Here is a 20,513-nt window from a genome sequence, read left to right on the forward strand (position 1 = left end):
CATTCCAACACAATGCGCGTGCCCGCGCCATGGCCCGGCAACCGCCCCTGCCCGGCATGGGATGGCCGTGTCCCCGGTCAATACCCCGAGTATCCCGATGCGGGCAGGGTCTCGGGGTTGCTGTCCAGGGAGGACGGCGACGACGGTGGATGCAGTGCGACGGCGGCCTCCACGCGGTTGCGCCCGAGTTCCTTGGCGCGGTACAGGGCCCGGTCGGCGGCCGAGATCAGCATGTCCCAGCTGTCGCCCGGCTCCAGCCGGCCGCCGAAGACGCCGATGCTCACCGTGACGCTGATGTCCTTGCCCTCGTGCCGGTGGCGCGCGCCGGACACCGATTCGCACAGCTGGCGCGCCAGCTGGTGGGCGCCGATCAGGTCGGTGTCGGGCAGCACCACGAGGAATTCCTCGCCGCCGTAGCGGCTCACCAGGTCCTGGGAGCGCAGGCGCTCGCGCAGCAGGTTCACCACGCTGCACAGCACCTGGTCGCCCACGGGGTGGCCGTAGTGGTCGTTGACGCGCTTGAAATGGTCGATGTCCACCATCATCACCGCGATGGATTCGCGCGTGCGCACCGCGCGCGCCACGTCGCGGTCCAGGGCGGCGATGGCTGCGCGCCGGTTGGCCACGCCGGTCAGCGGGTCCAGCGCCGCCAGGCGGCGGTTGTTTTCGTCCGCCCGGTCCCGGGCCATGAAGATGAAGCCCATGGTGGCCACCATGAGCTCGATGAAGGTGGTGCTGAAGGTCAGCGTCTGCACGCCGCTGGGCTGCATGATGCCGGTGGCCGGCTGGTCGCTGCCGCCCACCGCGACCACGCGCACCAGGAACACCAGCGCCTGCAGGGCGAGCATGGCCATGACCAGCCAGGCCCCCCGACCGGGCGTGGATTCGCGGCGGGAAAACAGGATCCACAGCGCCCACAGGCTCAGCGCGCCCAGCAGCAGCCCGGCGATGACCACGCGCGCCGCGTAGTCGTCGATGAACCAGGCCATGCCGGCGGCCATGAGCACCGGCGTGACCGCCATGGCGGGCCAGGGAATGGGCCGGCCCTGGAATTGCAGCAGGGCCGCCGCCAGGCAGGTGAACACGCCGCACAGCAGCACATTGCCCAGCACGATGGACAACAGGGCGTGGATGTGGCCGCGCGAGGCGAACAGGGCGTAGGCCATGGCGTTCAGCAGCAGGCCCAGGGCCCACAGCTCCACCCCCTCGCGGCGCTTGCCCCAGGTCACGACCGCCATGGCCAAGGCAGCTGCCAGCGATGACAGGATGATCATCACCAGCATGGTGGGCACGTCGGCAGTGAAGGCAGGCATGGCGCTCAGTCGGTCGGGCGGTCGGGCGGCTCGGCCCAGGGAGTTCAGGATAAACGATGGCGCCGTGTACTCCCGCCAGAAAAGTGCCAGCCCGGGGGCTACTGCAGCGCGGGCACCTCCGGGGCCGACAGGCCCAGCGCGGGCGTGCCCGAGAGCTTGAACACCTGCACCGCGCCCGCCAGGCGCGTGGCCTGCTCGCGCAGGCTGTGGGCGGCGGCAGCCGATTGCTCGACCAGGGCGGCGTTCTGCTGCGTCATCTGGTCGAGCTGGTTCACGGCGGTGTTGACCTGGCCGATGCCGTCCGACTGCTCGCCCGAGGCGGCCGTGATCTCGCCGATGATGTGGCCCACGCGCTGCACCGAGCCGACGATCTCGTCCATGGTCGTGCCGGCGTTGTGCACCAGGCGGGCGCCCGACTCGACGCGCTCCACCGAGGCATGGATCAGGCCCTTGATTTCCTTGGCCGCTTCGGCGCTGCGCTGGGCCAGGCTGCGCACCTCGCTGGCCACGACCGCAAAGCCGCGGCCCTGCTCACCGGCGCGCGCAGCCTCCACCGCGGCGTTGAGCGCCAGGATATTGGTCTGGAAGGCGATGGAATCGATCACGCCGATGATGTCGGCGATCTTGCGCGAGCTCTGGTTGATCTCGCCCATGGTGGTGACGACCTCGCCCACCACCTGGCCGCCGCGCGCAGCCACCTCGGCGGCACTGCTGGCCAACTGGTTGGCCTGGCGCGCCGCGTCGGCCGACTGGCGCACCGTGGCCGTGAGCTGGTCCATGCTCTGGGCGGTCTGCGCCAGGCTGCTGGCCGTGGCCTCGGTGCGGGCCGACAGGTCCTGGTTGCCGCTGGCGATCTCGGCGCTGGCCGTGCCGATGCTGTCCACCGCGGTGCGCACCTGCTGCAGCATCTGCGTATAGCGCTGGCGCATGCCCTCGACCTCCTGCACCAGGGCGCCGATCTCGTCGCGCCGCTCGGTGCGGAAGGCCTGGGTCAGGTCGCCCTGGGCCACCAGGGTGATGGCTTGGGTCAGGTCGCGCAGCGGGCGGCTCACGCCGCGGCGCAGCACCACGAACAGGCCCACGGCCAGCAGCGCCACGGCCACGGCCATCAGCGCCCACACGGCCAGGGTCACGCGGCGCTGGCCGGCCATGGCCTCGCCATAGGGCACCTCGGCCACCACCCACCAGCCGCCGGCGGTCTTGCGCACCAGCGCGAAGGGGTCCTGCGCACCCTGCCCCAGCAGCGGCAGGGCCTCGCGCACATAGCCGTCCTGGGACGCGGCCAGCGCCTCCAGGAACGGGCCCGCCTGCGGAGACGCTTCGAGCACGCGCTTGCCGCCCGCGCTCGGGTGGTAGACGAAATTCGCCTTGTCCAGCCCGGCGCCGGGGTTCACCACATAGGTGCCGCCATGCTCGAAGAAGCGCGTCTGCGCCACCTGCTTTTGCAGCATGGCGTGGAACACGCTGATGTCGTTGCCGATGAACAGCACGGCCGTGACCTTGCCGGCGCCATCCTTGGTCGGCAGGTAGTGGCCCATGTAGGGCTTGCCGTTCACCACGGTGACACCGGTGTAGGGCTCGCCCTTGCTGACCGCCGCATAGGCCGGGTCGGTGCGCGCCAGCGGCGTGCCCTGCTGGCGCTCGCCCTGCGCGTTCTTGACCGAGGTGGTGATGCGCAGGAAGTCCTCGCCCTTGCGCGCGAACACGGTGGCGATGCCGCCGGTCTCGTTGGCGAACTTGTCCACCGAGCCATAGTCCTCGTTGACCAGGGCGCCGTAGCTGCGCAGCTCGCCGGTGGCCTCGTCCAGGTGCATGGCAGCGTCGAAATAGCGCTGGAAGCCCTTCATCGTGAGCTGCACCAGCTCGCGGTTGGTGTTGTCGGCCGCGTCCAGCGACTGGGCCACGCTCTGCGCCGTGTCGCCCACGCTGGCGATCAGCTGCGTGCGGGTGTTGCGCTCGGTCAGCACGGCAATGGCCAGGCCCACGAGCACCATGACCAGCGCCACCAGGGCAATGGCCATGAGCGTGACCTGGCGCGCCACGGAACGGTTGTTGGCAAGGGAAGCTGGGGGCACGGGCTTGTCTCCTGAGGAAATGCGGCTGCCGGCTGGGCCGGTCTGCATTCACTCTAAGCCCGAGTGCTTGTTACATTTATTCACGCATTCCCTTACGCAGAGCTGCGTACCGCCTTGCCGCCGCCGGGTGTCAGTGGCCCGACTGCGTGCGCTCCAGCCAACCGAGCCCTTCGGAAGTGCCGGCCGCGGGCCGGTACTCGCAGCCCACCCAGCCGGCGTAGCCCAGGCTGTCGATCAGATCGAACAGGTAGGGGTAGTGCAATTCGCCCCGGTCGGGCTCCTGGCGCTCGGGCACGCCGGCCACCTGCAGGTGCGACACCCGGCCCGTGGGCAGGTAGCGGCGCAGCTTGCTGGCCACGTCGCCCTCGACGATCTGGCAGTGGTACAGGTCCATCTGCACCTTGAGGTTGTCCATCTGCGCTGCGTCGAGCAGCTCGTGGGCATGGTCCTGGCGGTTCAGGAAGTAGCGCGGCATGTCGCGCAGGTTGATGGGCTCGATCAGGACCTCGCGCCCGCTTTGCGCCGCCAGGGCTGCCGCCCAGCGCAGGTTGTCCACGCACAGGCCCTTGAGCGACTCGCGCTCCACCCCGGCCGGCACCATGCCCGAGAGCACGTGGATGCGCGGGCACTGCAGGGCCTCGGCGTATTCCAGTGCCTCCTGCACGCCGCGGCGAAATTCCGCCTCGCGCCCCGGCAGCGCTGCCGTGCCCCGCGCCTGTTGCTCCCAGGCCGTGGCCATGCTGGCGCGATCGGTTCCACTGGGCGGGGCGTTGAGCAGCACCATCGCGAGGCCGTTGTCGGCGAGCCGTGCCGCCAGTTCGGCCGGGGCGAATGCATACGGGAACTGGCATTCCACGGCCGCAAAGCCATCGCGCGCGGCGGCGGCAAAGCGCTCCAGGAAGGGCAGCTCGGTGTACATCAGGCTCAGGTTGGCGGCGAACTGGGGCATGGGACTTGGCGGCAGTGGGTGGAGGCTGTTATTTTCCGTGCATCGCCACCTTCCCTGCAGGACCCCTTTCCCATGCGCATCGGAGAACTCGCCCAACGCACCGGCACCACGCCCAAGGCCATCCGCCTGTACGAGGCGCGCGGCCTGCTGGGTACCGTGGCGCGCGATGGCAGCTACCGCCAGTACGGCGAAGGCGACGTGGCGCGCGTGCAACTGATCCGCCAGGCCCAGGGGCTGGGTTTCAGCCTCGCGCAGCTCGAAGGCCTGCCCGAGCTGCACCAGAGCGCCGGCTGGGCGCGCATGGCGGGGCTGCTGGCCCAACGGCGGGCAGCGCTGGCCCGGGAGATGGCGCGCCTTGCCGCGCTCGATGGGCAATTGGCCGCACTGCAGGCCGAGCTGCATGCCTGCGATGCGCTGGCCCTGCCCGCCGCGCCGCAGGCCTGTGCCGCACCGCAGGGCCCCGTCGGCCCCCTGCGCCACCTCACCCCCCTCGCAAGCGCGGCTGCCTGAGCACTTTGAAAAGCCTTGATCTGAGCGCTTGACTCTGTCCCGTGGGACAGGGCGACCATGGAAATTCCAACCACTTCCGGGAGTTTTCGTGGCGCAACGCATTCTGGTCATCCTGGGGCACCCTGCCCTCAACAGCCTGTGCGCAGGCATGGCGACCGCCTACGCCGAGGGCGCGCAGGCCGCCGGCGCCGAGGTGCGGCGCCCGGACCTCTCCACCCTGCACTTCGATCCGCTGCTGCACGCGGGCCATTACGGCGAACAACCGCTGGAGCCCGACCTGCAGCAGGCCCAGGCCGACATCCTCTGGGCCGAGCACCTGGTCTGGGTCTACCCCATCTGGTGGGGGGCCATGCCGGCGCTGCTCAAGGGCTTCATCGACCGGGTCCTGCTGCCCGGCTATGCCTTCAAGTACCGCCAGGGGTCTTCGCTCTGGGACAAACTGCTCGCTGGCCGCTCGGCCGAGCTGCTGGTGACCATGGACTCGCCGCCCTGGTACTTCCGCTTCATGACGCGCATGCCCGGCCACCACCAGATGAAGAAGGCCATCCTGGAGTTCTGCGGCATCCGCCCGGTGAAGGTGCACAGCTTTGGTCCGGTGCGCACGGCCGACGCGCGGCGGCTTCAGGCCTGGGTGGAGCGGGCGCGCGCCCTGGGCGCGCGGCACGGCGGCCGTGTCCCGGCCGAAGTGAGCACCGCCAGCTGACTACTTCTTGCCGAAGGCCTGTACTGCCGCACGGCCCACGGCCGAGTCGTCGGTGAAGAAGCCGTCCACGCCCGCACGCAGGTAGGCCGTGATCTCGGCGATGCTGTCGCCGCGCGCCGTGGCATCGCTGGCCGGGGCCTTGCGCAGGCTGGTGGGCAAAAAGCTGTTCTCGGGCCGCAGGGTCCAGATGTGCACCGCCAGGCCGGCCGCGCGTGCATTGGCCACCAGTGCGGTGGGTTCGCCCACGGCACCGTCCTTCACGGGGGCCACCAAGGTCTTGAAGGGGCCGACCGCGTTGGCATAGCGGGCCACCTGCTGGAGGCCCTCGGCCGTGACCAGGTCGGCATAGCCGCGCGTGTTGGCCGCACCCTGGGCCACGAAGTCGTACGGCCGGCCCGAGGGCGCGACCAGCTGCACCAGGCGCACCGTGCTCAGCTTGCGCAGGGCCTGCAGGTTGGTCACCTCGAAGGACTGCACAAAGACCGGCGCGTCCTTGTGGTTCCAGCCGTTCTTCTCCAGCACGGCGAGCAGCGGTGCCTCCAGCGGCAGGCCGATGGACTGGAAGTAGGTCGGGTGCTTGGTCTCGGGGTAGATGCCGATGGTGCGGCCGGTCTTGGCGCTCTGGGCCTTCGCGAGGTCGATCACCTCCTGCAGCGTGGGGATCTCGAACTGGCCGTTGTAGGCCACGTTGGCCGGGCGCTGCGCCGGGATGCGCTCGCGGGCACGCAGGGTCTTGAGCTCGGCCAGGGTGAAGTCCTCGGTGAACCAGCCGGTGATGCTCTGGCCGTCGATGCTGCGCGTGGCCTTGCGCGCGGCGAACTCGGGGCGGTCCACCACGTCGGTGGTGGCTTCCTTCACCGAGCCGTCGGCATTGAGGATGGCAATGGCGTTCTCGTGCCGGGCCACGAGCACCCCGTCCTTGGTGATCACCAGGTCGGGCTCGATGATGTCCGCGCCGTCGTCGATGGCCTTCTGGTAGGCCGCCAGCGTGTGCTCGGGGCGCAGGGCTGAGGCACCGCGGTGCGCGATCACGGTCGGCGTGGGCGGCCATGCGGCCTGGGCCGCGGCGCCCAGGGCCAGGGTGGCCAGGGCGGCGGCGAGGGTGGATTTCAGGGGGGCGAGGCGCATGGTGTTCTCCGGGGCGGTGGTCTCCAAGCCTTCACCATAACCCGGTTGCGTGACGCATGCGTGGCGCCCGCCTGCGGCGGGCTCAGGCGTGCTCGAAGTGAAACACGGCGGTGCCGGCCATCGCATTGGGCAGCCAGCGCACCTCGCGCCCGTCCTGCAGGCCGAAGGATTCGAGCACGCGCAGCTCGTTCTTGTGTGCCAGCACCTCGAAGTCCTTGTAGGTGCCCACGCGGATGTTGGGCGTGTCGTACCACTGGTACGGCAGGCGCCGCGTCACCGGCATGCGCCCGCGCAGGATGGACAAGCGGTTCGGCCAGTGCGCGAAGTTGGGGAAGGCGACGATGCCGGTGCGGCCCACGCGCGCCGTCTCGCGCAGCATCACCTCGGCATTGCGCAGGTGCTGCAGGGTGTCGATCTGCAGCACCACGTCGAAGCTGTTGTCGCCGAACATGGCCAGGCCTTCGTCGAGGTTGAGCTGGATCACGTCCACCCCGCGGCGCACGCAGGCCAGCACGTTGGCGTCGGCGATCTCGATGCCGTAGCCGCTGCAGCCGCGTTCGCGCTGCAGGTAGGACAGCATGGCGCCATCGCCGCAGCCCAGGTCGAGCACGCGCGAGCCCGTGGGCACCAGGCGCGCCAGCGCCTCCATGGTGGCTTTCTCGGTCATGCGTGGACCTCCTTGGCGATGCTGTCGAAATACGAGCGCATGGTGTCCATGTAGCGTGGGTCGTCGAGCAAAAAGGCGTCATGCCCGTGCGGCGCGTCGATCTCGGCGTAGCTCACGCGGCGGCGGTTGTCGAGCAGGGCCTTGACGATCTCGCGGCTGCGCTGCGGCGAGAAGCGCCAGTCTGTGGTGAAGCTGATGAGCAGGAACTTGGCCGTGGCGCGCGCCAGGGCCAGCGTGAGGTTGCCCCCGTAGTGCGAGGCGGGGTCGAAGTAGTCGAGCGCGCGCGTGATCAACAGGTAGGTGTTGGCGTCGAAGTACTCGCTGAACTTGTCGCCCTGGTAGCGCAGGTAGCTCTCGATCTGGAACTCGATGTCCTGCGTGCTGTAGAGGTAAGAGGCCCCCCCGTTCGGCACGGGCGTGTCCTCATTGCCTCCCGGTGCGGTCTGTTCGAGCACCTGGTGCCGCAGCTGGCGCCCGAACTTCTCGTTCATCACGTCATCGCTCAGGTAGGTGATGTGGCCGATCATGCGCGCGATGCGCAGGCCCCTCTTGGGGACCACGCCGTGGCGGTAGAAGTGGCCGCCGTGGAAGTCGGGGTCGGTCACGATGGCGCGGCGCGCCACCTCGTTGAAGGCGATGTTCTCGGCCGTGAGGTTGGGGGCGCTGGCCACCACCACGGCATGGCGCATGCGGTCGGGGTGCTGCAGTGTCCACGCCAGGGCCTGCATGCCGCCCAGGCTGCCGCCCAGCACGGCGGCCAGCTGAGTGATGCCCAGGCGGTCGAGCAGGCGGGCCTGGGCGTTGACCCAGTCCTCCACCGTGACCACCGGAAAGTCGGCGCCGTAGACCTCGCCTGTGTCGGGGTGGGTGTGCATGGGCCCCGTGGAGCCGAAGCACGAGCCCAGGTTGTTCACCCCGATCACGAAGAAGCGGTTGGTGTCCACCGGCTTGCCCGGGCCGATCATGTTGTCCCACCAGCCCTCGCTGCGCGGCTGGCCCTCGTAGACGCCGGCCACGTGGTGCGAGGCGTTCAGGGCGTGGCAGACCAGCACGGCGTTGGAGCGCTCGGCATTGAGCGTGCCGTAGGTCTCGTAGGCCAGCACGTAGTCACGGATGGAGGCACCGCTTTGCAGCGGCAGCAGCTCCTCGAAATGCATGGACTGGGGTGTGGCAATGAACGACATAAACAAAAAACCCGGCATCGCTAAAAACGAGGCCGGGGTTTGGGTGTCGGTCGGGTCTTTAGCAGAATTTATAAAGCGCCCGCAAGCTATGGCAAATCGGCGCAGCCACGACTATACCAAAGCCGGGCGCTGGCTGCAGCCCCCTCAGGGCGTAACCACCGGTGCCAGGAGTGCGATGGCGCCCAGCACCAGGAAGATGCCGGCCGAGACCATGTGCACGGCCTTGATGGGCACGCGCCGCGTGATGCGCTCACCCAGCCAGACCACGGGGGCGTTGGCCAGCATCATGCCGAGCGTGGTGCCGGCCACCACCGCCAGGTAGGCGTGGTACTGGGCGGCCAGCATCACCGTGGCGATCTGGGTCTTGTCGCCCATCTCGGCCAGGAAGAAGGCGATCAGCGTGGTGCCGAAGACCCCCCAGCGCGGGGCGCCGTTGGTCTCTTCCTCGTCGAGCTTGTCGGGGATCAGCATCCAGATGGCCATGGCGATGAAGGATGCGCCCAGGATCCAGCGCAGCACCTGCGGGCCGAGCAGGGTGGTCACCCAGGCGCCCACGGCGCCGGCCAGGCCGTGGTTGGCCAACGTGGCCACCAGGATGCCGAGGACGATGGGCCAGGGTTTGCGAAAGCGTGCGGCGAGCACGAGTGCGAGCAATTGGGTCTTGTCCCCCATCTCGGCAAGGGCGACGATGGCGGTTGAAACGAAAAAGGCTTCCATGGGGTGGGGTCAATCCGGCCGGATTGTTATGAGAAACGCATTGACTGCACCCCGACTCCGGCCATTGGATCGGCATGCAGTCAATGGTCTTGCCCAGCTCATTCAAGGATGAATGAAGAACCGCATGCGCCATGGGTTGTGAGAACCCAAGTGTGTTGACGCATGCCCCCGGCGCATTGCGCGACGGACGGGCTACTCCCCAAAGACACCGCAATTGTATACGAATGTTGGCAAAACTTGGTAAAAACCCGATAACGCGGTACCAACAGTTGACACGGAGCAGTTCGGGTTTGCCCTTGCCGAAATAAAACCCCACAAGCCACATAAAGTGATTGATAATGGGTTTGCCTTACTGCCCAGCAGCAAGGCAGCTAGCGGTGATTGGTCAGTTTCGCGTCTTTGAAGTCGTCACAGGTTTGTTGATTGCGTCGGGCTCCATCGCGTTTTCATGTTTTTTCAGGAGTCCCTCATGGGCAACAAACTTTACGTGGGCAACCTGCCCTACAGCTTCCGCGACGATGACCTGCAACAGACCTTCAGCCAGTACGGCACGGTCGGCAGCGCCAAGGTCATGATGGAGCGCGACACCGGCCGCTCCAAGGGTTTCGGCTTTGTCGAAATGGGCAGCGATGCCGAAGCACAAGCCGCCATCCAGGGCGTGCATGGTCAGAACTTCGGCGGCCGTGACCTCGTGGTCAACGAAGCCCGTCCCATGGAGCCACGTGCTCCCCGCAGCGGCGGCTTCGGCGGCGGCGGTGGTGGCGGCTACGGTGGTGGTGGCGGCGGCGGTTACGGCGGTGGCCGTAGCGGCGGCGGTGGTGGCTACGGCGGTGGCCGCGGCAGCTACTGAGCAAGCACGCCTGCCCTGCGCAGACGCACAAAAAGGAGCCTTCGGGCTCCTTTTTTCGTTGGGGCTGTGGCATTTGTCACCATGCCACCACATCCTGTCCCTGGAGGCCATGAGGCTTGCTTTTTTGGGAAATTTGTGGCGCATAATGGCTTGGCGGGTCATGCCCGTCGTTTGCGGTGTCCGTCAGTTTCGCGCTGAGAGCGTCATTGAGATTAGCTGGCTGCGTTTTCGGGACTCCATCGCTTTATCCATGTGTTTTTGAGGAGTCCCTCGATGGGCAACAAACTGTACGTTGGCAACCTGCCGTACTCGGTGCGTGACAACGATCTGGAGCAGGCCTTCGGCCAATTTGGTGCCGTGACCAGCGCCAAGGTGATGATGGAGCGCGATACTGGCCGCTCCAAGGGTTTCGGCTTCGTCGAGATGGGCAGCGATGCAGAAGCCCAGGCAGCCATCAACGGCATGAACGGCCAGCCTCTGGGCGGCCGCAGCATCGTGGTGAATGAAGCACGTCCCATGGAACCGCGTCCACCCCGCAGCGGCGGTTTCGGTGGCGGCGGTGGTGGCTATGGTGGTGGCGGCGGCCGCAGTGGTGGCGGTGGCGGCTACGGCGGTGGCCGTGAAGGCGGCGGTGGCGGCGGCTACGGTGGTGGTCGCGGCGACGGCGGCGGTGGTGGTTATGGCGGCGGCCGCGGTGATGGCGGTGGCGGCTATGGCGGCGGTGGCCGCAGCGAAGGTGGTTTCCGCAGCCCCTACGGCTCCGGCTCGCGCAATGGCGGCGGTGGCCGCAGCGGCGGTGGCGGCGGCTACGGCAACGGCGGCAACAGCGGCTACTGAGCCCTGCCCCTCCAAAAACAAAGCCCCTTCTGGGGCTTTTTTTGTTCCTGGATGCGGTAGATCGAGCGCCGCGCTGGCCAGTGCTCCCGCGCAAGGGCCGCCAAGGCTGCGCATGCGGCATTTCACTTGCGTGCGCTGGGAGCGTCCCCTGGGGGGGATGGCGCGAAGCGCCTTAGGGGGTTGTCACTCGTCCTCTCGGCGCTTGCGCGGCCGGCCGGCCAGGGCCTTGTCGAACACCCAGTTGGGCAGCAGGCGCATGAGCTTGGCCACCACGCCCATCTGCCAGGGGATCACCCGGTAGCTGGCGCCTGCGGTGATGGCCCGGAAGGCCTGTTCCGCAAAATCCTCGGCCTGCATGAGGAACGGCATGCCGTAGCGGTTGCCCTGGGTCAGCGGGGTGTCGATATAGCCGGGCGAGATGGTCACCACGCGCACACCGTGGGGCCGCATCTCGCCACGCAGGCTTTCGCAATAGCTGATGACTGCCGCCTTGCTGCCGCAGTAGGCCCCGTGGCCGGGCAGGCCCCGGATGCCGGCCACGCTGCCGATGCCCACGAAGCTGCCGCTTTGGCGCTGCACCATGGCGTCGACGAAGGGGTGGAAGGTGGCGGCCATGCCGATGTTGTTGGTGGCGAAGGTGCGCGCCATGACGTCGATATCGCCGCGCACTGCCGTGTCCATGCCCACGCTGATGCCGGCATTGGCGATCACCACGTCGGGCGTGCCCTGGCGCGCCACGCAGTCGCGCCCGGCGGCGACGATGCTGTCCACCACCGAGACGTCGGCGCCATAGACCTCGTAGTCGGCCGGGTCAATGCCTTGTGCGATGGCCCAGGCCTTGACCTCCTCGGTGCGGCGCGCCACCAGGGCCAGGCGGTAGCCGGCCTGGTGAAAGCGCAGGGCCAGCGCCTGGCCGATGCCGCTGGAGGCGCCGGTGATGAAGGCCAGAAGGGGTCGTGGCTGCGGCTGCTGCTGCAAGGTCATGAAGGGCCTTGGTGGTGGGTGAAAGGGTGGAGGCAGCTGTTGTGCTGCCTACTTGGCGGCGCCCGGCACGAGCACGCCCTTGACCCGGCCGCGCAACTGCAGCACCTGGTCGAGGTGGTCGTAGTCCATGCCATCGGCCGTGAAGCGGTCATTGCCCCGGGTCAGGACCACCGGCTTGTCCGAGCGCACGCGCTCGGTCTGGGTGTAGGCATGCAGGAACTCGCTGCGGAACTCCATGCGCGGCTGGGCGGCCACGCCAGGGCGGGCGGGCAGCGGCTCGCGCGTGACGATGGCGTTGCCGAAGAGCTGCACCTCGCTGCCATCGGCATTGCTCAGGGCCCGGTTGGCTGTGGCCAGGGTCAGGCGCCCGTCCAGCGCCACCGAGCGCATGCGCGCGTGGTCGATTTCCAGCGTGTCGGTATCGGGAAAATGCCGCGCCAGATCGCCCTGCACCTCGCTTTGCAGGCGGCCCTTGGCATCGAAGCTCTTGACCGAGAACGCCTTCATCGAATAGTCGGGCTGGTTGCTGCGGGCCTTTTCGGTCGGCGGTGCCAGGGGCGCGGGCGCGTTGCGCACCAGCCACCAGGTGCCCAGGGCCAGCAGCCCCATGATCATCACCGGCAGGTAGAGGGTGATGCGCTCCCAGCTCTGGCGCAGCATCTGGCGCCGGCTCATGGGCGGCCTCCGGGATGGGGGCAGGGTGTGGGGGTGCGGTGGGGCATGGCGGGGCGCATCATGCGGTGTAGTCTGCCAGCAGGCGGGCATAGTGGCCGGTGGCCACCAGCAGCAGGTCGCACAGTTCGCGTGCCGCGCCATCGCCGCCGCGGGCGGTGGTCACGTAGTGGGCGTGGTGGCGCACCTCGACCTGGGCATTGGCCGGCGCGCAGGCGAATGCGCTGCGGCGCATCACCGGCAGGTCGGGCCAGTCGTCGCCCATGGCGGCGGCCTGCTCCCAGGACAGGCCCAGCCGGGCCAGGATGTCTTCGGCGGCCGGGCGCTTGTCCTCGGTACCGAAGACCGCATGCTCCACACCCAGCGCCTTCAGGCGCACGCGCAGGGGCGCCGAGTCGCGGCCGGTGATCACGGCGGGCGTGATGCCGGCCTTTTGCAGCAGCTTGAGGCCGTGGCCGTCCAGGGTGTTGAAGCGCTTGATGGTTTCGCCGGCATCGGTGAACAGCAGGCTGCCATCGGTGAGCACGCCGTCCACATCGAAGAAAGCCACGCGCACGCCCTGGGCGCGCAGCAGCAGTTCGGGGGCGAAGTGCAGGGCCGGGGGCACGGAAAAGGGGCTCGCCATGGCTCAGATCACCTTGGCGCGCATCAGGTCGCCGATGTGCACCACGCCGGTGAGTGCGCCGGCGGCGTCCACCACCAGCACGCTGGTGATGCTGTGGGCCTCCATGAGTTCGGCCGCATCCACGGCCAGGGCGTCCGGGGCGATGCGCCGGGGCGACGGGTGCATCACCTCGGCCGCGGTGGCGGCGCGCAGGTCGGCGCCGGCCTCGATGCGCCGGCGCAGGTCGCCGTCGGTGAAGATGCCCAGGATCTGCCCTGCGGCATCGACGATGGCCGAGGCGCCCAGGCCCTTGGCGCTCATCTCGCGCATCAGCTCGCTGAAGGAGGCGTCCGGCGCCACGCGCGGCACGTCGCCACCCGAACGCATGACGTCGCTCACATGGGTCAGCAGCTTGCGGCCGAGCGCACCACCGGGGTGCGAACGCGCGAAGTCCTCGGGCCGGAAGCCCCGTGCATCGAGCAGGGCCACGGCCAGGGCGTCGCCCATGGCCAGCTGGGCGGTGGTGCTGGCGGTGGGCGCCAGGTTCAGCGGGCAGGCCTCGCGCTCCACGCTGCAGTCGAGCACCAGGTCGGCATGGCGTGCCAGGGTGGAGTCGAGCCCGCCGGTCAGGGCCAGGAGGGGCACGCCGAGCCGCTTGAGCACCGGCAGGATGGCGGTGAGCTCGCCGCTCTCGCCGCTGTTGGAGATGGCCAGCACCATGTCGTGCTCGGTCACCATGCCCAGGTCGCCATGGCTGGCCTCGCCCGGGTGCACGAAAAACGCCGGGGTGCCCGTGGAGGCCAGGGTGGCGGCCACCTTGCGGCCGACATGGCCGCTCTTGCCCATGCCCATCACGACCACGCGGCCACGGATGGTCAGCGCCATCTGCACTGCCTGGGCAAAGCGCGCGTCCACGCGCGCGGCCAGCCCGTTCAGGGCGGCGGCTTCGATGTCGAAGGTTTCTCGGGCCAGGCGCAGCGCCTGATCGGCATCGAAAGGGGGAAGAACGGCGGTCATGCGCGAGATTCTATCGACCGGCCTGCCCGCGCTCGGATAGCATCAGCCTATGTCCTCACTCGCCCTCACCCTGCTCTACCTGCTGGCCGCGGTGCTGGGCGTGGTGGCCTGCCGCAGCCTGAAATTGCCGCCCATGCTGGGCTACCTGGCCGCGGGCGTGCTCATCGGCCCCCATGCGCTGGCCCTGGCACAGAACTCCGAGGGCGTGCGCCACCTGGGTGAATTCGGCGTGGTGTTCCTGATGTTCGCCATCGGGCTGGAGTTCAGCCTGCCCAAGCTGCGCGCCATGCGCCGCCAGGTGTTCGGCCTGGGGCTCATGCAGGTGGTCGTGACCATGACCCTGGCCACCGTCGGCTCGCTGCTCCTGGCCAAACTGCTGGGCGGTGTGTGGGACATGGGCTGGCAGACGGCGCTGGCCCTGTCCGGCGTCATGGCCATGAGCAGCACGGCCATCGTGGTCAAGCTCATGGCCGAGCGCGCCGAGCTGGAGAGCGAGCACGGCCGCAACGTCATGGGCATCCTGCTGTTCCAGGACCTGGCCGTGGTGCCGCTGCTGGTGCTGATCCCGGCGCTCGGCTCCTCGCCCGACAAGCTGCTGGTGGCGCTGGCCTGGGCCCTGCTCAAGGCCACGGTGCTGGTGGGCCTGCTGCTCACGGGCGGCCAGCGCGTCATGCGCTGGTGGCTGACCCTGGTGGCACGCCGCAAGAGCGAAGAGCTGTTCATGCTCAACCTGCTGCTCATCACCCTGGGCCTGGCCTGGCTGACCGAGGTGGCCGGCCTGAGCCTCGCGCTCGGGGCCTTCATCGCAGGCGTGCTGGTGTCCGAGACCGAGTACAGCCACCAGGTGGGCACCGACATCCGTCCCTTCCACGACGTGCTGCTCGGGCTGTTCTTCATCACCATCGGCATGATGCTGGACTGGCACATCCTGGTGGACCGCTGGGGCCTGGTGCTGGCGCTGCTGGTGGTGCCGATCACGCTCAAGCTGGTGGTCATCCTGGTGCTGGCGCGCGGCATGGGGGCGACCACCGGGGTCTCGCTGCGCACCGGGCTGTACCTGGCGCAGGCGGGCGAGTTCGGCTTCGTGCTGCTGTCGCTGGCACAGACCAACAACCTGGTGCAGCCCGCGCTCATGAACCCCATCCTCGCGGCCATGGTGCTGTCCATGCTGGCCACGCCCTTCCTCATCATGTACAGCAACCGCATCGTGATGAAACTGGTGGCCAGCGACTGGCTGCAGCAATCGCTGCAGATGACGACCATCGCGCGCAAGTCCATCAATTCGAGCAAGCACGTGATCATCTGCGGCTACGGCCGCTCGGGCCAGAACCTGGCGCGCATGCTGGAGCACGAGGGCATCCCCTACATGGCACTCGACCTGGACCCGGACCGCGTGCGCCAGGCCGCTGCCGCCGGCGACTCCGTGGTCTACGGCGATGCCACGCGCCTGCAGGCACTCATGGCGGCCGGCCTGGTGCGAGCCAGTGCCGTGGCCGTGACCTACATCGACGTGCCTGCGGCGCTCAAGGTGCTGGCCAATGCCCGCTCCCACGCGCCCCAGGTGCCGGTGGTGGTGCGCACGCAGGACGACCTGCACCTGGACAAGCTGCAGGAGGCCGGCGCCACCGAGGTCGTGCCCGAGGCCATCGAGGGCTCGCTCATGCTCGCCAGCCATGCCCTGGCCCTGGTCGGTGTGCCCATGCGCCGCGTGCTGCGCCTGGTGCAGGACCAGCGCGATGCGCGCTACAACCTGCTGCGCGGCTACTTCCATGGCGCCGACGACGACACCGTCAACGAGCGCGACCAGGAGCGCCTGGCCACCGTGAGCCTGCCCTCGGGCGCCAAGGCCCTGGGCCAGCTGCTGGGCGACCTGGCCCTGCCGGCCATGGGCGTGCGCGTGGTCAACCTGCGCCGCGCCAACGGCCACGTGAGCGCGGCGGTGGACGACGCTTCGCTCGCTGAGGGTGACACCCTGGTTCTCTCGGGCCACCCTGCAGCGCTGAGCCTGGCCGAGGCCAAATTACTGAAGGGCTGAAGCCCCGTCAACCGGGCTGCAGTGCTTCCGCCGGGCCCGGCCGGCCGAACAGGTAGCCCTGGAACTGCTGGCAGCCGTTGCGCAGCAGGAAGTCGTGCTGGCCCTCGGTCTCCACGCCCTCGGCCACCACGTCCAGGCCCAGGCTGTGGGCCAGGGCCACGATGGTGCAGGCAATGGCCGCATCGTTGGGGTCGGTGAGCACGTCGCGCACAAAGCTCTGGTCGATCTTGAGCTGGTCCAGCGGCAGGCGCTTGAGGTAGGCCAGCGAGGAGTAGCCGGTGCCGAAATCATCGAGCGAGAAACCCACGCCCAGGTTGCGCAGCACCTGCATCTTCACGATGCTCTCCTCCACGTCGGTGAGCAGCAGGCTTTCGGTCAGCTCCAGCTTGAGCCGACCGGGGTCGGCGCCGGTGGTGTAGAGCGCCTGCAGCACCTGGGGCACGAATTCGGTGTGGCGGAACTCCTGGGCGCTCACGTTCACAGCCACGGTCCACCCCTTGGTGGCGCTCTCGCGGTTCCAGCGCGCCAGTTGCTCGCAGGCCAGGTGCAGCACGCGCTGGCCCAGCGGCAGGATCAGGCCGGTCTGCTCGGCCAGCGGGATGAACTGGCCCGGTGGCACCATGCCGCGCTGCGGGTGCTGCCAGCGCACCAGGGCTTCGGCGCCCATGGTCTGGCCCGCGGCGTTGACGACCGGCTGGTAGTGCAGCAGGAACTCGTTGCGCTGGATGCCCTGGCGGATGTCGCCTTCGAGCGCCGAGCGTGCCGTGGCCGCCGCCTGCATGGCCGGGTCGAAGAAGCACAGCGTATTGCGTCCCTGGGCCTTGGCCTGGTACATCGCCAGGTCGGCGCGCTTGAGCAGCTCGTTGACGGGCTGCTCGCGGTCGTGGAACAGCGCAATGCCGATGCTGGGCGTGCTGTGCAGCTCGCTGCCGTCCATGTCGTAGGGCTCATTGAGGGCCTGCAGCACCTTCTGCGCCACGGCCTCCGACTCGACCGCGGCCCCGGTCTCCTCGCTGCTCAGCCCCTGCAGCACCACCACGAACTCATCGCCCCCCAGGCGCGCCACGGTGTCGGTGGCACGCACGCTGGCGCGCAGGCGCTCGCCCACCTGCACCAGCAGGCGGTCGCCCCACTCGTGGCCCATGGTGTCGTTGATGCCCTTGAAGTTGTCCAGGTCCAGGAACAGCAGGGCGCCATGCTGCCCCTCGCGCTCGCAGGCCGTGGCCGCGCGCTCCAGCCGGTCCAGCAGCAGGCGCCGGTTGGGCAGCTTGGTGAGCTCGTCGTAGAAGGCCAGGCGCTGGATCTCGGCCTCGGCGCGCTTGCGCTCGGTGATGTCGCGCGCCAGCCCGCGGTAGCCGCTGAACTCGCCCTCGGCATTGAAGATCGGCTCGCCGCTGATGGACACCCAGATCGGCTCGCCGGCCGCGGTCGTGCGCTGGATCTCGAAATTGCGGAACACCTGGCGCTGTGCGAGCTGCTCGCGGTGGGCGCGCCACTGGCCTTCGTCGGCAAAGGTGTTGGGCAGCTCCCAGCGCGCCAGGCCGAAGAGCTGCTCGTCGGTCATGTCCATCTTGGCCTGCGGGCTGCCTTCGGTGCGCACGAAGCGGAACTCGGCATCCTGCTCCCAGTACCAGTCGGAGGACAGCTGGGTGAGGCTGCGCCAGCGCGCCTCGCTCTCGCGCAGGGCTTCCAGCGCGCCCAGGTAGTCGGTCACGTCGGTGAAGGTGCGCACGCGCCCGCCGTCCTCCAAGGGGCGCGTGCGCACCTCGATGAAACGGCCGGCCACGGTGCGGCGGATGTAGCTGTCCGGCATGGTCAGCTTGCCGCCGTGCGCGGCGTATTCGGCGCCCACGTAGTCGCGGGCCTTGGACTCGATCAGCTGGAAGCCCGTGCCGAAGTCTCCGCGCTCGGTCTGGAAGCGCACCACCTCTTCCACCCGGGGCTCGCCCGCGAGCAGCTCCTCGGGCAGGTTCAAGAGCTCCAGGTAGCGCTGGTTGTAGACGCGGATGCGGCCCTCGCCATCGACCTTGGTGATGCCCTGCGAGACGCTGGCCAGCGTGCTCTGCAGCGCGCGGGTCTTTTCGGCCAGCAGTTCGCTGGTGCGCGCCAGCTCCTCCTCCACCTGGCGGCGCGCGAGCTCGGCGCGGCGCGCCAGCTCCAGCTGGCCCACGGTGTTCAGCAGCGGCTGCAGGAACTGCACGTCGGCCGCGGTGTAGCCCTCGGGCCGGTTGGCCAGCCCGACCACGGCGACCAGCTCGCCCGAGGCCAGGATGGGCAGGCCCAGGTAGGACACCACGGGCGCATGCCCGGGCGGCATGCCGGCGCTGCGCTGCTCCCCCTGCGCGTTGTGGACGATCACCGGCGCCTCGGTCTGCATCGCCTGGCCGGGCAGGGAGTCGAGGTCATCGAAGACCCGGCCCTCCTCCGCGTCCCGGGTGTAGCGCGCGCGCGTGGCCTCGTCCCAGGCCACGTCGGTCATGGAATGCATGCGCAGAAAGGGCCGGCCCTCGGCCGTGCGCTGCACCTGCCCGACCAGCCCGAGCTGGCTGCCGGTCAGCTCCATGAGTTCGTGCAACAGGGCATCGAACGCCGCGCGCGGGGCCGAGCTCGCGATGAACACGGCCTGCGCACGCGAGATCGCCTGCAGCAGGCGGTGCTGGCGCGCCAGCATGGCCTCGGCGGCGCGCCGTGCGCGCACGCTGCTGCTGCGCTCGAGCACGGCCTCGATCTGCGCGGGCAGGGCCAGCAGGTAGTTGCAGCCAGGGTCGCGGATGGTGAAGTCGGCAAAACCGTGGCGCATGGCGTGGGCCGCCTGCGCATCGGCCCCGGCGTCCACGATGATCAGGGCCGGGATCCGGCCCATGTGCTCCAGCACGTCGTAGGCCGAGCCGTCGGTGAAGTGCTGGCAGACCAGCACGATGTCCGGCACATGATCCTTGAGCCACTGCTGCGCCTGTGTCAGCGATGGGGCCACGTGGGCCCGCCAGCCCAGCCAGGGATCGACCAGTGCATCCACAAGCGCCCGTGCGTGCTCCCGGTCGTCTTCGATCAACAGGACGGAGATGGGCATGGCCGATCTGGCTTATTTCTCAAGTCAAATGGAGTCAGCCTGCACGCTGCAGGTGTAACGAAGACCCATTATGGGCCCGCATTTGCGGCCACAGGCCGGGTGCTGGTGTTTACACTCGCCCCCTTTGTGCCATCCGCCCCACACCCCATGCAGCCCCTCAGCGTCAACCAGTACCTGCGCCAGCACATCCGCACCGTGCCCGACTGGCCGGCCCCCGGCGTGCAGTTCCGCGACATCACGCCGCTGCTGCAAGACCCCAAGGTCTTTCGCGTCTTGATCGATGCCTTCGTGCACCGCTACATGGACAAGGCCCTGCGCCCCGATGTGGTGGCCGGGCTCGATGCACGCGGCTTCATCCTCGGGGCCGTGGTGGCCTATGAACTCAACGTGGGCTTCGTGCCGATCCGCAAGAAGGGCAAGCTGCCCTTCACCACGGTGGAGGAGACCTACGAGCTCGAATACGGCAGCGCCACGGTGGAGCTGCACACCGATGCCGTCAAGCCAGGCGACCGCGTGCTGCTGATCGACGACCTCATCGCCACGGGCGGCACCATGATGGCCGGGCGGCGCCTGCTGGAGAAGCTGGGCGCCACCGTGACCGAGGGTGCGGCCATCGTCGACCTGCCCGAGCTGGGCGGCTCGCAGCGCCTCAAGGAATCCGGCCTGCCGCTCTACACCCTGGTCGACTTCGCGGGGCACTGACCGGCCCCTGCGCTCACCGCGTCTGCGCGTAGGCGGCCAGCGCCTGCTGCAGCCATTGGGCGAAGTGCCTGCGCATGGCCGTCAGGCCGCGGCAGGCAGGGCATCGGCGGCGCTGGCAGCGCGGCGGCGCGCCGCGCGGTCCCAGGCCTTTTCATGGAAGAAGAAGGCCACGGCCTGCACCGTGGGTTCGAGCAGGCTCAGCGTGAGCGAGGCCCAGAGGTTGCCCGTGACGGCATAGGCCACCATGGCCGCCACGCTGATGTGGATCAGGTAGTAGCTGCCGGTCTTCAGGAGCATGGTCTTGTTCTGCTGGGCAATCTGGCGGAGGCGGGCCATGGGGGTGTCCTTTCTTTCATGCGCGGCAGTGCCGCCGGTCATGAAATGGTAGGCATTCTCAATAGCGAAGGCCAATTGAGTTCGGCTAGTTTCAGTATTGAAACTATTGATTGTGGGATGCCAGTCACGATGTGGCCACGGCGTTAATTCCGTCACGCAG

The 20,513-nt window shown here is 68.8% G+C and carries 19 protein-coding genes and 1 riboswitch; of the genes, 6 read left to right on the forward strand and 13 right to left on the reverse strand.

All coding sequences use genetic code 11. The features are described 5' to 3' along the window. Nucleotides 1-77: 77 nt before the first annotated feature. From AC3WOH_RS01715 to otnI, 3 genes are all read right to left on the reverse strand, one after another. The gene (locus AC3WOH_RS01715; RefSeq protein ID WP_492227678.1) at nucleotides 78-1,313 is read right to left on the reverse strand and encodes a GGDEF domain-containing protein; all 1,236 of its coding nucleotides are present in this window, start codon (nucleotides 1,311-1,313) and stop codon (nucleotides 78-80) included. 98 nt (nucleotides 1,314-1,411) lie between these two features. Continuing rightward, nucleotides 1,412-3,334, reverse strand: a complete 1,923-nt coding sequence (locus AC3WOH_RS01720; protein WP_492227976.1) for a methyl-accepting chemotaxis protein — start codon at nucleotides 3,332-3,334, stop codon at nucleotides 1,412-1,414. Nucleotides 3,335-3,518: 184 nt separating this feature from the next. Further along, nucleotides 3,519-4,337: a 2-oxo-tetronate isomerase gene (gene otnI, locus AC3WOH_RS01725; RefSeq protein ID WP_492227679.1), complete on the reverse strand. Its 819-nt coding sequence runs from the start codon at nucleotides 4,335-4,337 to the stop codon at nucleotides 3,519-3,521. Nucleotides 4,338-4,409: 72 nt separating this feature from the next. On the opposite strand from otnI, the gene AC3WOH_RS01730 reads away from it, so the two are divergent. Both AC3WOH_RS01730 and AC3WOH_RS01735 read left to right on the forward strand, forming a co-directional pair. Further along, a complete protein-coding gene (locus tag AC3WOH_RS01730) occupies nucleotides 4,410-4,847 on the forward strand; it encodes a MerR family transcriptional regulator (RefSeq protein ID WP_492227680.1) in 438 nt (145 codons plus the stop codon). 88 nt (nucleotides 4,848-4,935) lie between these two features. After that, on the forward strand, nucleotides 4,936-5,550 hold the full coding sequence (locus AC3WOH_RS01735; protein ID WP_492227681.1) for an NAD(P)H-dependent oxidoreductase: 615 nt from the start codon (nucleotides 4,936-4,938) through the stop codon (nucleotides 5,548-5,550). On the opposite strand, the gene AC3WOH_RS01740 is transcribed toward AC3WOH_RS01735, so the two are convergent. From AC3WOH_RS01740 to AC3WOH_RS01755, 4 genes are all read right to left on the reverse strand, one after another. Next, complete coding sequence (locus AC3WOH_RS01740) at nucleotides 5,551-6,678, reverse strand: glycerophosphodiester phosphodiesterase (RefSeq protein ID WP_492227682.1); 1,128 nt, start codon at nucleotides 6,676-6,678, stop codon at nucleotides 5,551-5,553. A gap of 82 nt (nucleotides 6,679-6,760) precedes the next feature. Then, nucleotides 6,761-7,345, reverse strand: coding sequence for a methionine biosynthesis protein MetW (gene metW / locus AC3WOH_RS01745; protein WP_492227683.1), 585 nt, complete (start codon nucleotides 7,343-7,345; stop codon nucleotides 6,761-6,763). Then, on the reverse strand, nucleotides 7,342-8,529 hold the full coding sequence (metX, locus tag AC3WOH_RS01750; protein WP_492227684.1) for a homoserine O-acetyltransferase MetX: 1,188 nt from the start codon (nucleotides 8,527-8,529) through the stop codon (nucleotides 7,342-7,344). Before metX ends, metW begins: the two co-directional genes overlap by 4 nt. A 144-nt stretch (nucleotides 8,530-8,673) precedes the next feature. Next, entirely contained in the window at nucleotides 8,674-9,246 is a 573-nt protein-coding gene (locus AC3WOH_RS01755) for a TMEM165/GDT1 family protein (RefSeq protein WP_492227685.1), read from the reverse strand. A 59-nt stretch (nucleotides 9,247-9,305) separates the two neighbouring features. Further along, nucleotides 9,306-9,464, reverse strand: a riboswitch (yybP-ykoY riboswitch). 251 nt (nucleotides 9,465-9,715) lie between these two features. Between AC3WOH_RS01755 and rbp (AC3WOH_RS01760) the strand changes: the two genes are divergently transcribed. After that, the gene (rbp, locus tag AC3WOH_RS01760; protein WP_492227686.1) at nucleotides 9,716-10,096 is read left to right on the forward strand and encodes an RNA-binding regulator; all 381 of its coding nucleotides are present in this window, start codon (nucleotides 9,716-9,718) and stop codon (nucleotides 10,094-10,096) included. A 273-nt stretch (nucleotides 10,097-10,369) separates the two neighbouring features. Then, nucleotides 10,370-10,933 (forward strand): RNA-binding regulator, encoded by a 564-nt coding sequence (gene rbp / locus AC3WOH_RS01765; RefSeq protein WP_492227687.1) that lies wholly within the window; start codon nucleotides 10,370-10,372, stop codon nucleotides 10,931-10,933. 183 nt (nucleotides 10,934-11,116) lie between these two features. On the opposite strand, the gene AC3WOH_RS01770 is transcribed toward rbp (AC3WOH_RS01765), so the two are convergent. Genes AC3WOH_RS01770 through AC3WOH_RS01785 form a run of 4 tightly spaced genes read right to left on the reverse strand, consistent with a single transcriptional unit; the run spans nucleotide 11,117 to nucleotide 14,210 of the window. Then, a complete protein-coding gene (locus AC3WOH_RS01770) occupies nucleotides 11,117-11,917 on the reverse strand; it encodes an SDR family oxidoreductase (RefSeq protein WP_492227688.1) in 801 nt (266 codons plus the stop codon). Nucleotides 11,918-11,965: 48 nt separating this feature from the next. Beyond that, on the reverse strand, nucleotides 11,966-12,592 hold the full coding sequence (gene lptC / locus AC3WOH_RS01775) for an LPS export ABC transporter periplasmic protein LptC (protein WP_492227689.1): 627 nt from the start codon (nucleotides 12,590-12,592) through the stop codon (nucleotides 11,966-11,968). A 58-nt stretch (nucleotides 12,593-12,650) separates the two neighbouring features. Beyond that, complete coding sequence (locus tag AC3WOH_RS01780; protein WP_492227690.1) at nucleotides 12,651-13,214, reverse strand: KdsC family phosphatase; 564 nt, start codon at nucleotides 13,212-13,214, stop codon at nucleotides 12,651-12,653. A gap of 3 nt (nucleotides 13,215-13,217) precedes the next feature. Beyond that, nucleotides 13,218-14,210 carry a KpsF/GutQ family sugar-phosphate isomerase gene (locus tag AC3WOH_RS01785; protein ID WP_492227691.1) on the reverse strand — a complete coding sequence of 331 codons (993 nt, stop codon included), beginning with the start codon at nucleotides 14,208-14,210 and terminating at the stop codon, nucleotides 13,218-13,220. Nucleotides 14,211-14,259: 49 nt separating this feature from the next. Here AC3WOH_RS01785 and AC3WOH_RS01790 point away from each other — a divergent pair, with 49 nt between their 5' ends. Continuing rightward, nucleotides 14,260-16,245 carry a monovalent cation:proton antiporter-2 (CPA2) family protein gene (locus AC3WOH_RS01790; protein WP_492227692.1) on the forward strand — a complete coding sequence of 662 codons (1,986 nt, stop codon included), beginning with the start codon at nucleotides 14,260-14,262 and terminating at the stop codon, nucleotides 16,243-16,245. Nucleotides 16,246-16,252: 7 nt separating this feature from the next. On the opposite strand, the gene AC3WOH_RS01795 is transcribed toward AC3WOH_RS01790, so the two are convergent. Beyond that, a complete protein-coding gene (locus AC3WOH_RS01795) occupies nucleotides 16,253-19,315 on the reverse strand; it encodes an EAL domain-containing protein (RefSeq protein WP_492227693.1) in 3,063 nt (1,020 codons plus the stop codon). A gap of 147 nt (nucleotides 19,316-19,462) precedes the next feature. On the opposite strand from AC3WOH_RS01795, the gene AC3WOH_RS01800 reads away from it, so the two are divergent. Further along, nucleotides 19,463-20,017: an adenine phosphoribosyltransferase gene (locus AC3WOH_RS01800; RefSeq protein ID WP_184855343.1), complete on the forward strand. Its 555-nt coding sequence runs from the start codon at nucleotides 19,463-19,465 to the stop codon at nucleotides 20,015-20,017. Between the two features lie 81 nt (nucleotides 20,018-20,098). Here the strand turns inward: AC3WOH_RS01800 and AC3WOH_RS01805 are convergent, their stop codons facing one another. Continuing rightward, complete coding sequence (locus AC3WOH_RS01805) at nucleotides 20,099-20,353, reverse strand: DUF2061 domain-containing protein (protein WP_492227694.1); 255 nt, start codon at nucleotides 20,351-20,353, stop codon at nucleotides 20,099-20,101. Nucleotides 20,354-20,513: the final 160 nt, after the last annotated feature.

The sequence above is a fragment of the Acidovorax sp. FW305-C-20-28 genome, assembly GCF_058783375.1.

Bases quoted from the DNA above. Each gene is read 5' to 3' on its own strand.
- AC3WOH_RS01715 (WP_492227678.1), bottom strand. From the start codon at position 1,313: ATGCCTGCCTTCACTGCCGACGTGCCCACCATGCTGGTGATGATCATC.
- AC3WOH_RS01720 (WP_492227976.1), bottom strand. From the start codon at position 3,334: ATGGCCATTGCCCTGGTGGCGCTGGTCATGGTGCTCGTGGGCCTGGCC.
- otnI (WP_492227679.1), bottom strand. From the start codon at position 4,337: ATGCCCCAGTTCGCCGCCAACCTGAGCCTGATGTACACCGAGCTGCCC.
- AC3WOH_RS01730 (WP_492227680.1), top strand. From the start codon at position 4,410: ATGCGCATCGGAGAACTCGCCCAACGCACCGGCACCACGCCCAAGGCC.
- AC3WOH_RS01740 (WP_492227682.1), bottom strand. From the start codon at position 6,678: ATGCGCCTCGCCCCCCTGAAATCCACCCTCGCCGCCGCCCTGGCCACC.
- metW (WP_492227683.1), bottom strand. From the start codon at position 7,345: ATGACCGAGAAAGCCACCATGGAGGCGCTGGCGCGCCTGGTGCCCACG.
- metX (WP_492227684.1), bottom strand. From the start codon at position 8,529: ATGTCGTTCATTGCCACACCCCAGTCCATGCATTTCGAGGAGCTGCTG.
- AC3WOH_RS01755 (WP_492227685.1), bottom strand. From the start codon at position 9,246: ATGGAAGCCTTTTTCGTTTCAACCGCCATCGTCGCCCTTGCCGAGATG.
- rbp (WP_492227686.1), top strand. From the start codon at position 9,716: ATGGGCAACAAACTTTACGTGGGCAACCTGCCCTACAGCTTCCGCGAC.
- rbp (WP_492227687.1), top strand. From the start codon at position 10,370: ATGGGCAACAAACTGTACGTTGGCAACCTGCCGTACTCGGTGCGTGAC.
- AC3WOH_RS01770 (WP_492227688.1), bottom strand. From the start codon at position 11,917: ATGACCTTGCAGCAGCAGCCGCAGCCACGACCCCTTCTGGCCTTCATC.
- lptC (WP_492227689.1), bottom strand. From the start codon at position 12,592: ATGAGCCGGCGCCAGATGCTGCGCCAGAGCTGGGAGCGCATCACCCTC.
- AC3WOH_RS01780 (WP_492227690.1), bottom strand. From the start codon at position 13,214: ATGGCGAGCCCCTTTTCCGTGCCCCCGGCCCTGCACTTCGCCCCCGAA.
- AC3WOH_RS01785 (WP_492227691.1), bottom strand. From the start codon at position 14,210: ATGACCGCCGTTCTTCCCCCTTTCGATGCCGATCAGGCGCTGCGCCTG.
- AC3WOH_RS01790 (WP_492227692.1), top strand. From the start codon at position 14,260: ATGTCCTCACTCGCCCTCACCCTGCTCTACCTGCTGGCCGCGGTGCTG.
- AC3WOH_RS01795 (WP_492227693.1), bottom strand. From the start codon at position 19,315: ATGCCCATCTCCGTCCTGTTGATCGAAGACGACCGGGAGCACGCACGG.
- AC3WOH_RS01800 (WP_184855343.1), top strand. From the start codon at position 19,463: ATGCAGCCCCTCAGCGTCAACCAGTACCTGCGCCAGCACATCCGCACC.
- AC3WOH_RS01805 (WP_492227694.1), bottom strand. From the start codon at position 20,353: ATGGCCCGCCTCCGCCAGATTGCCCAGCAGAACAAGACCATGCTCCTG.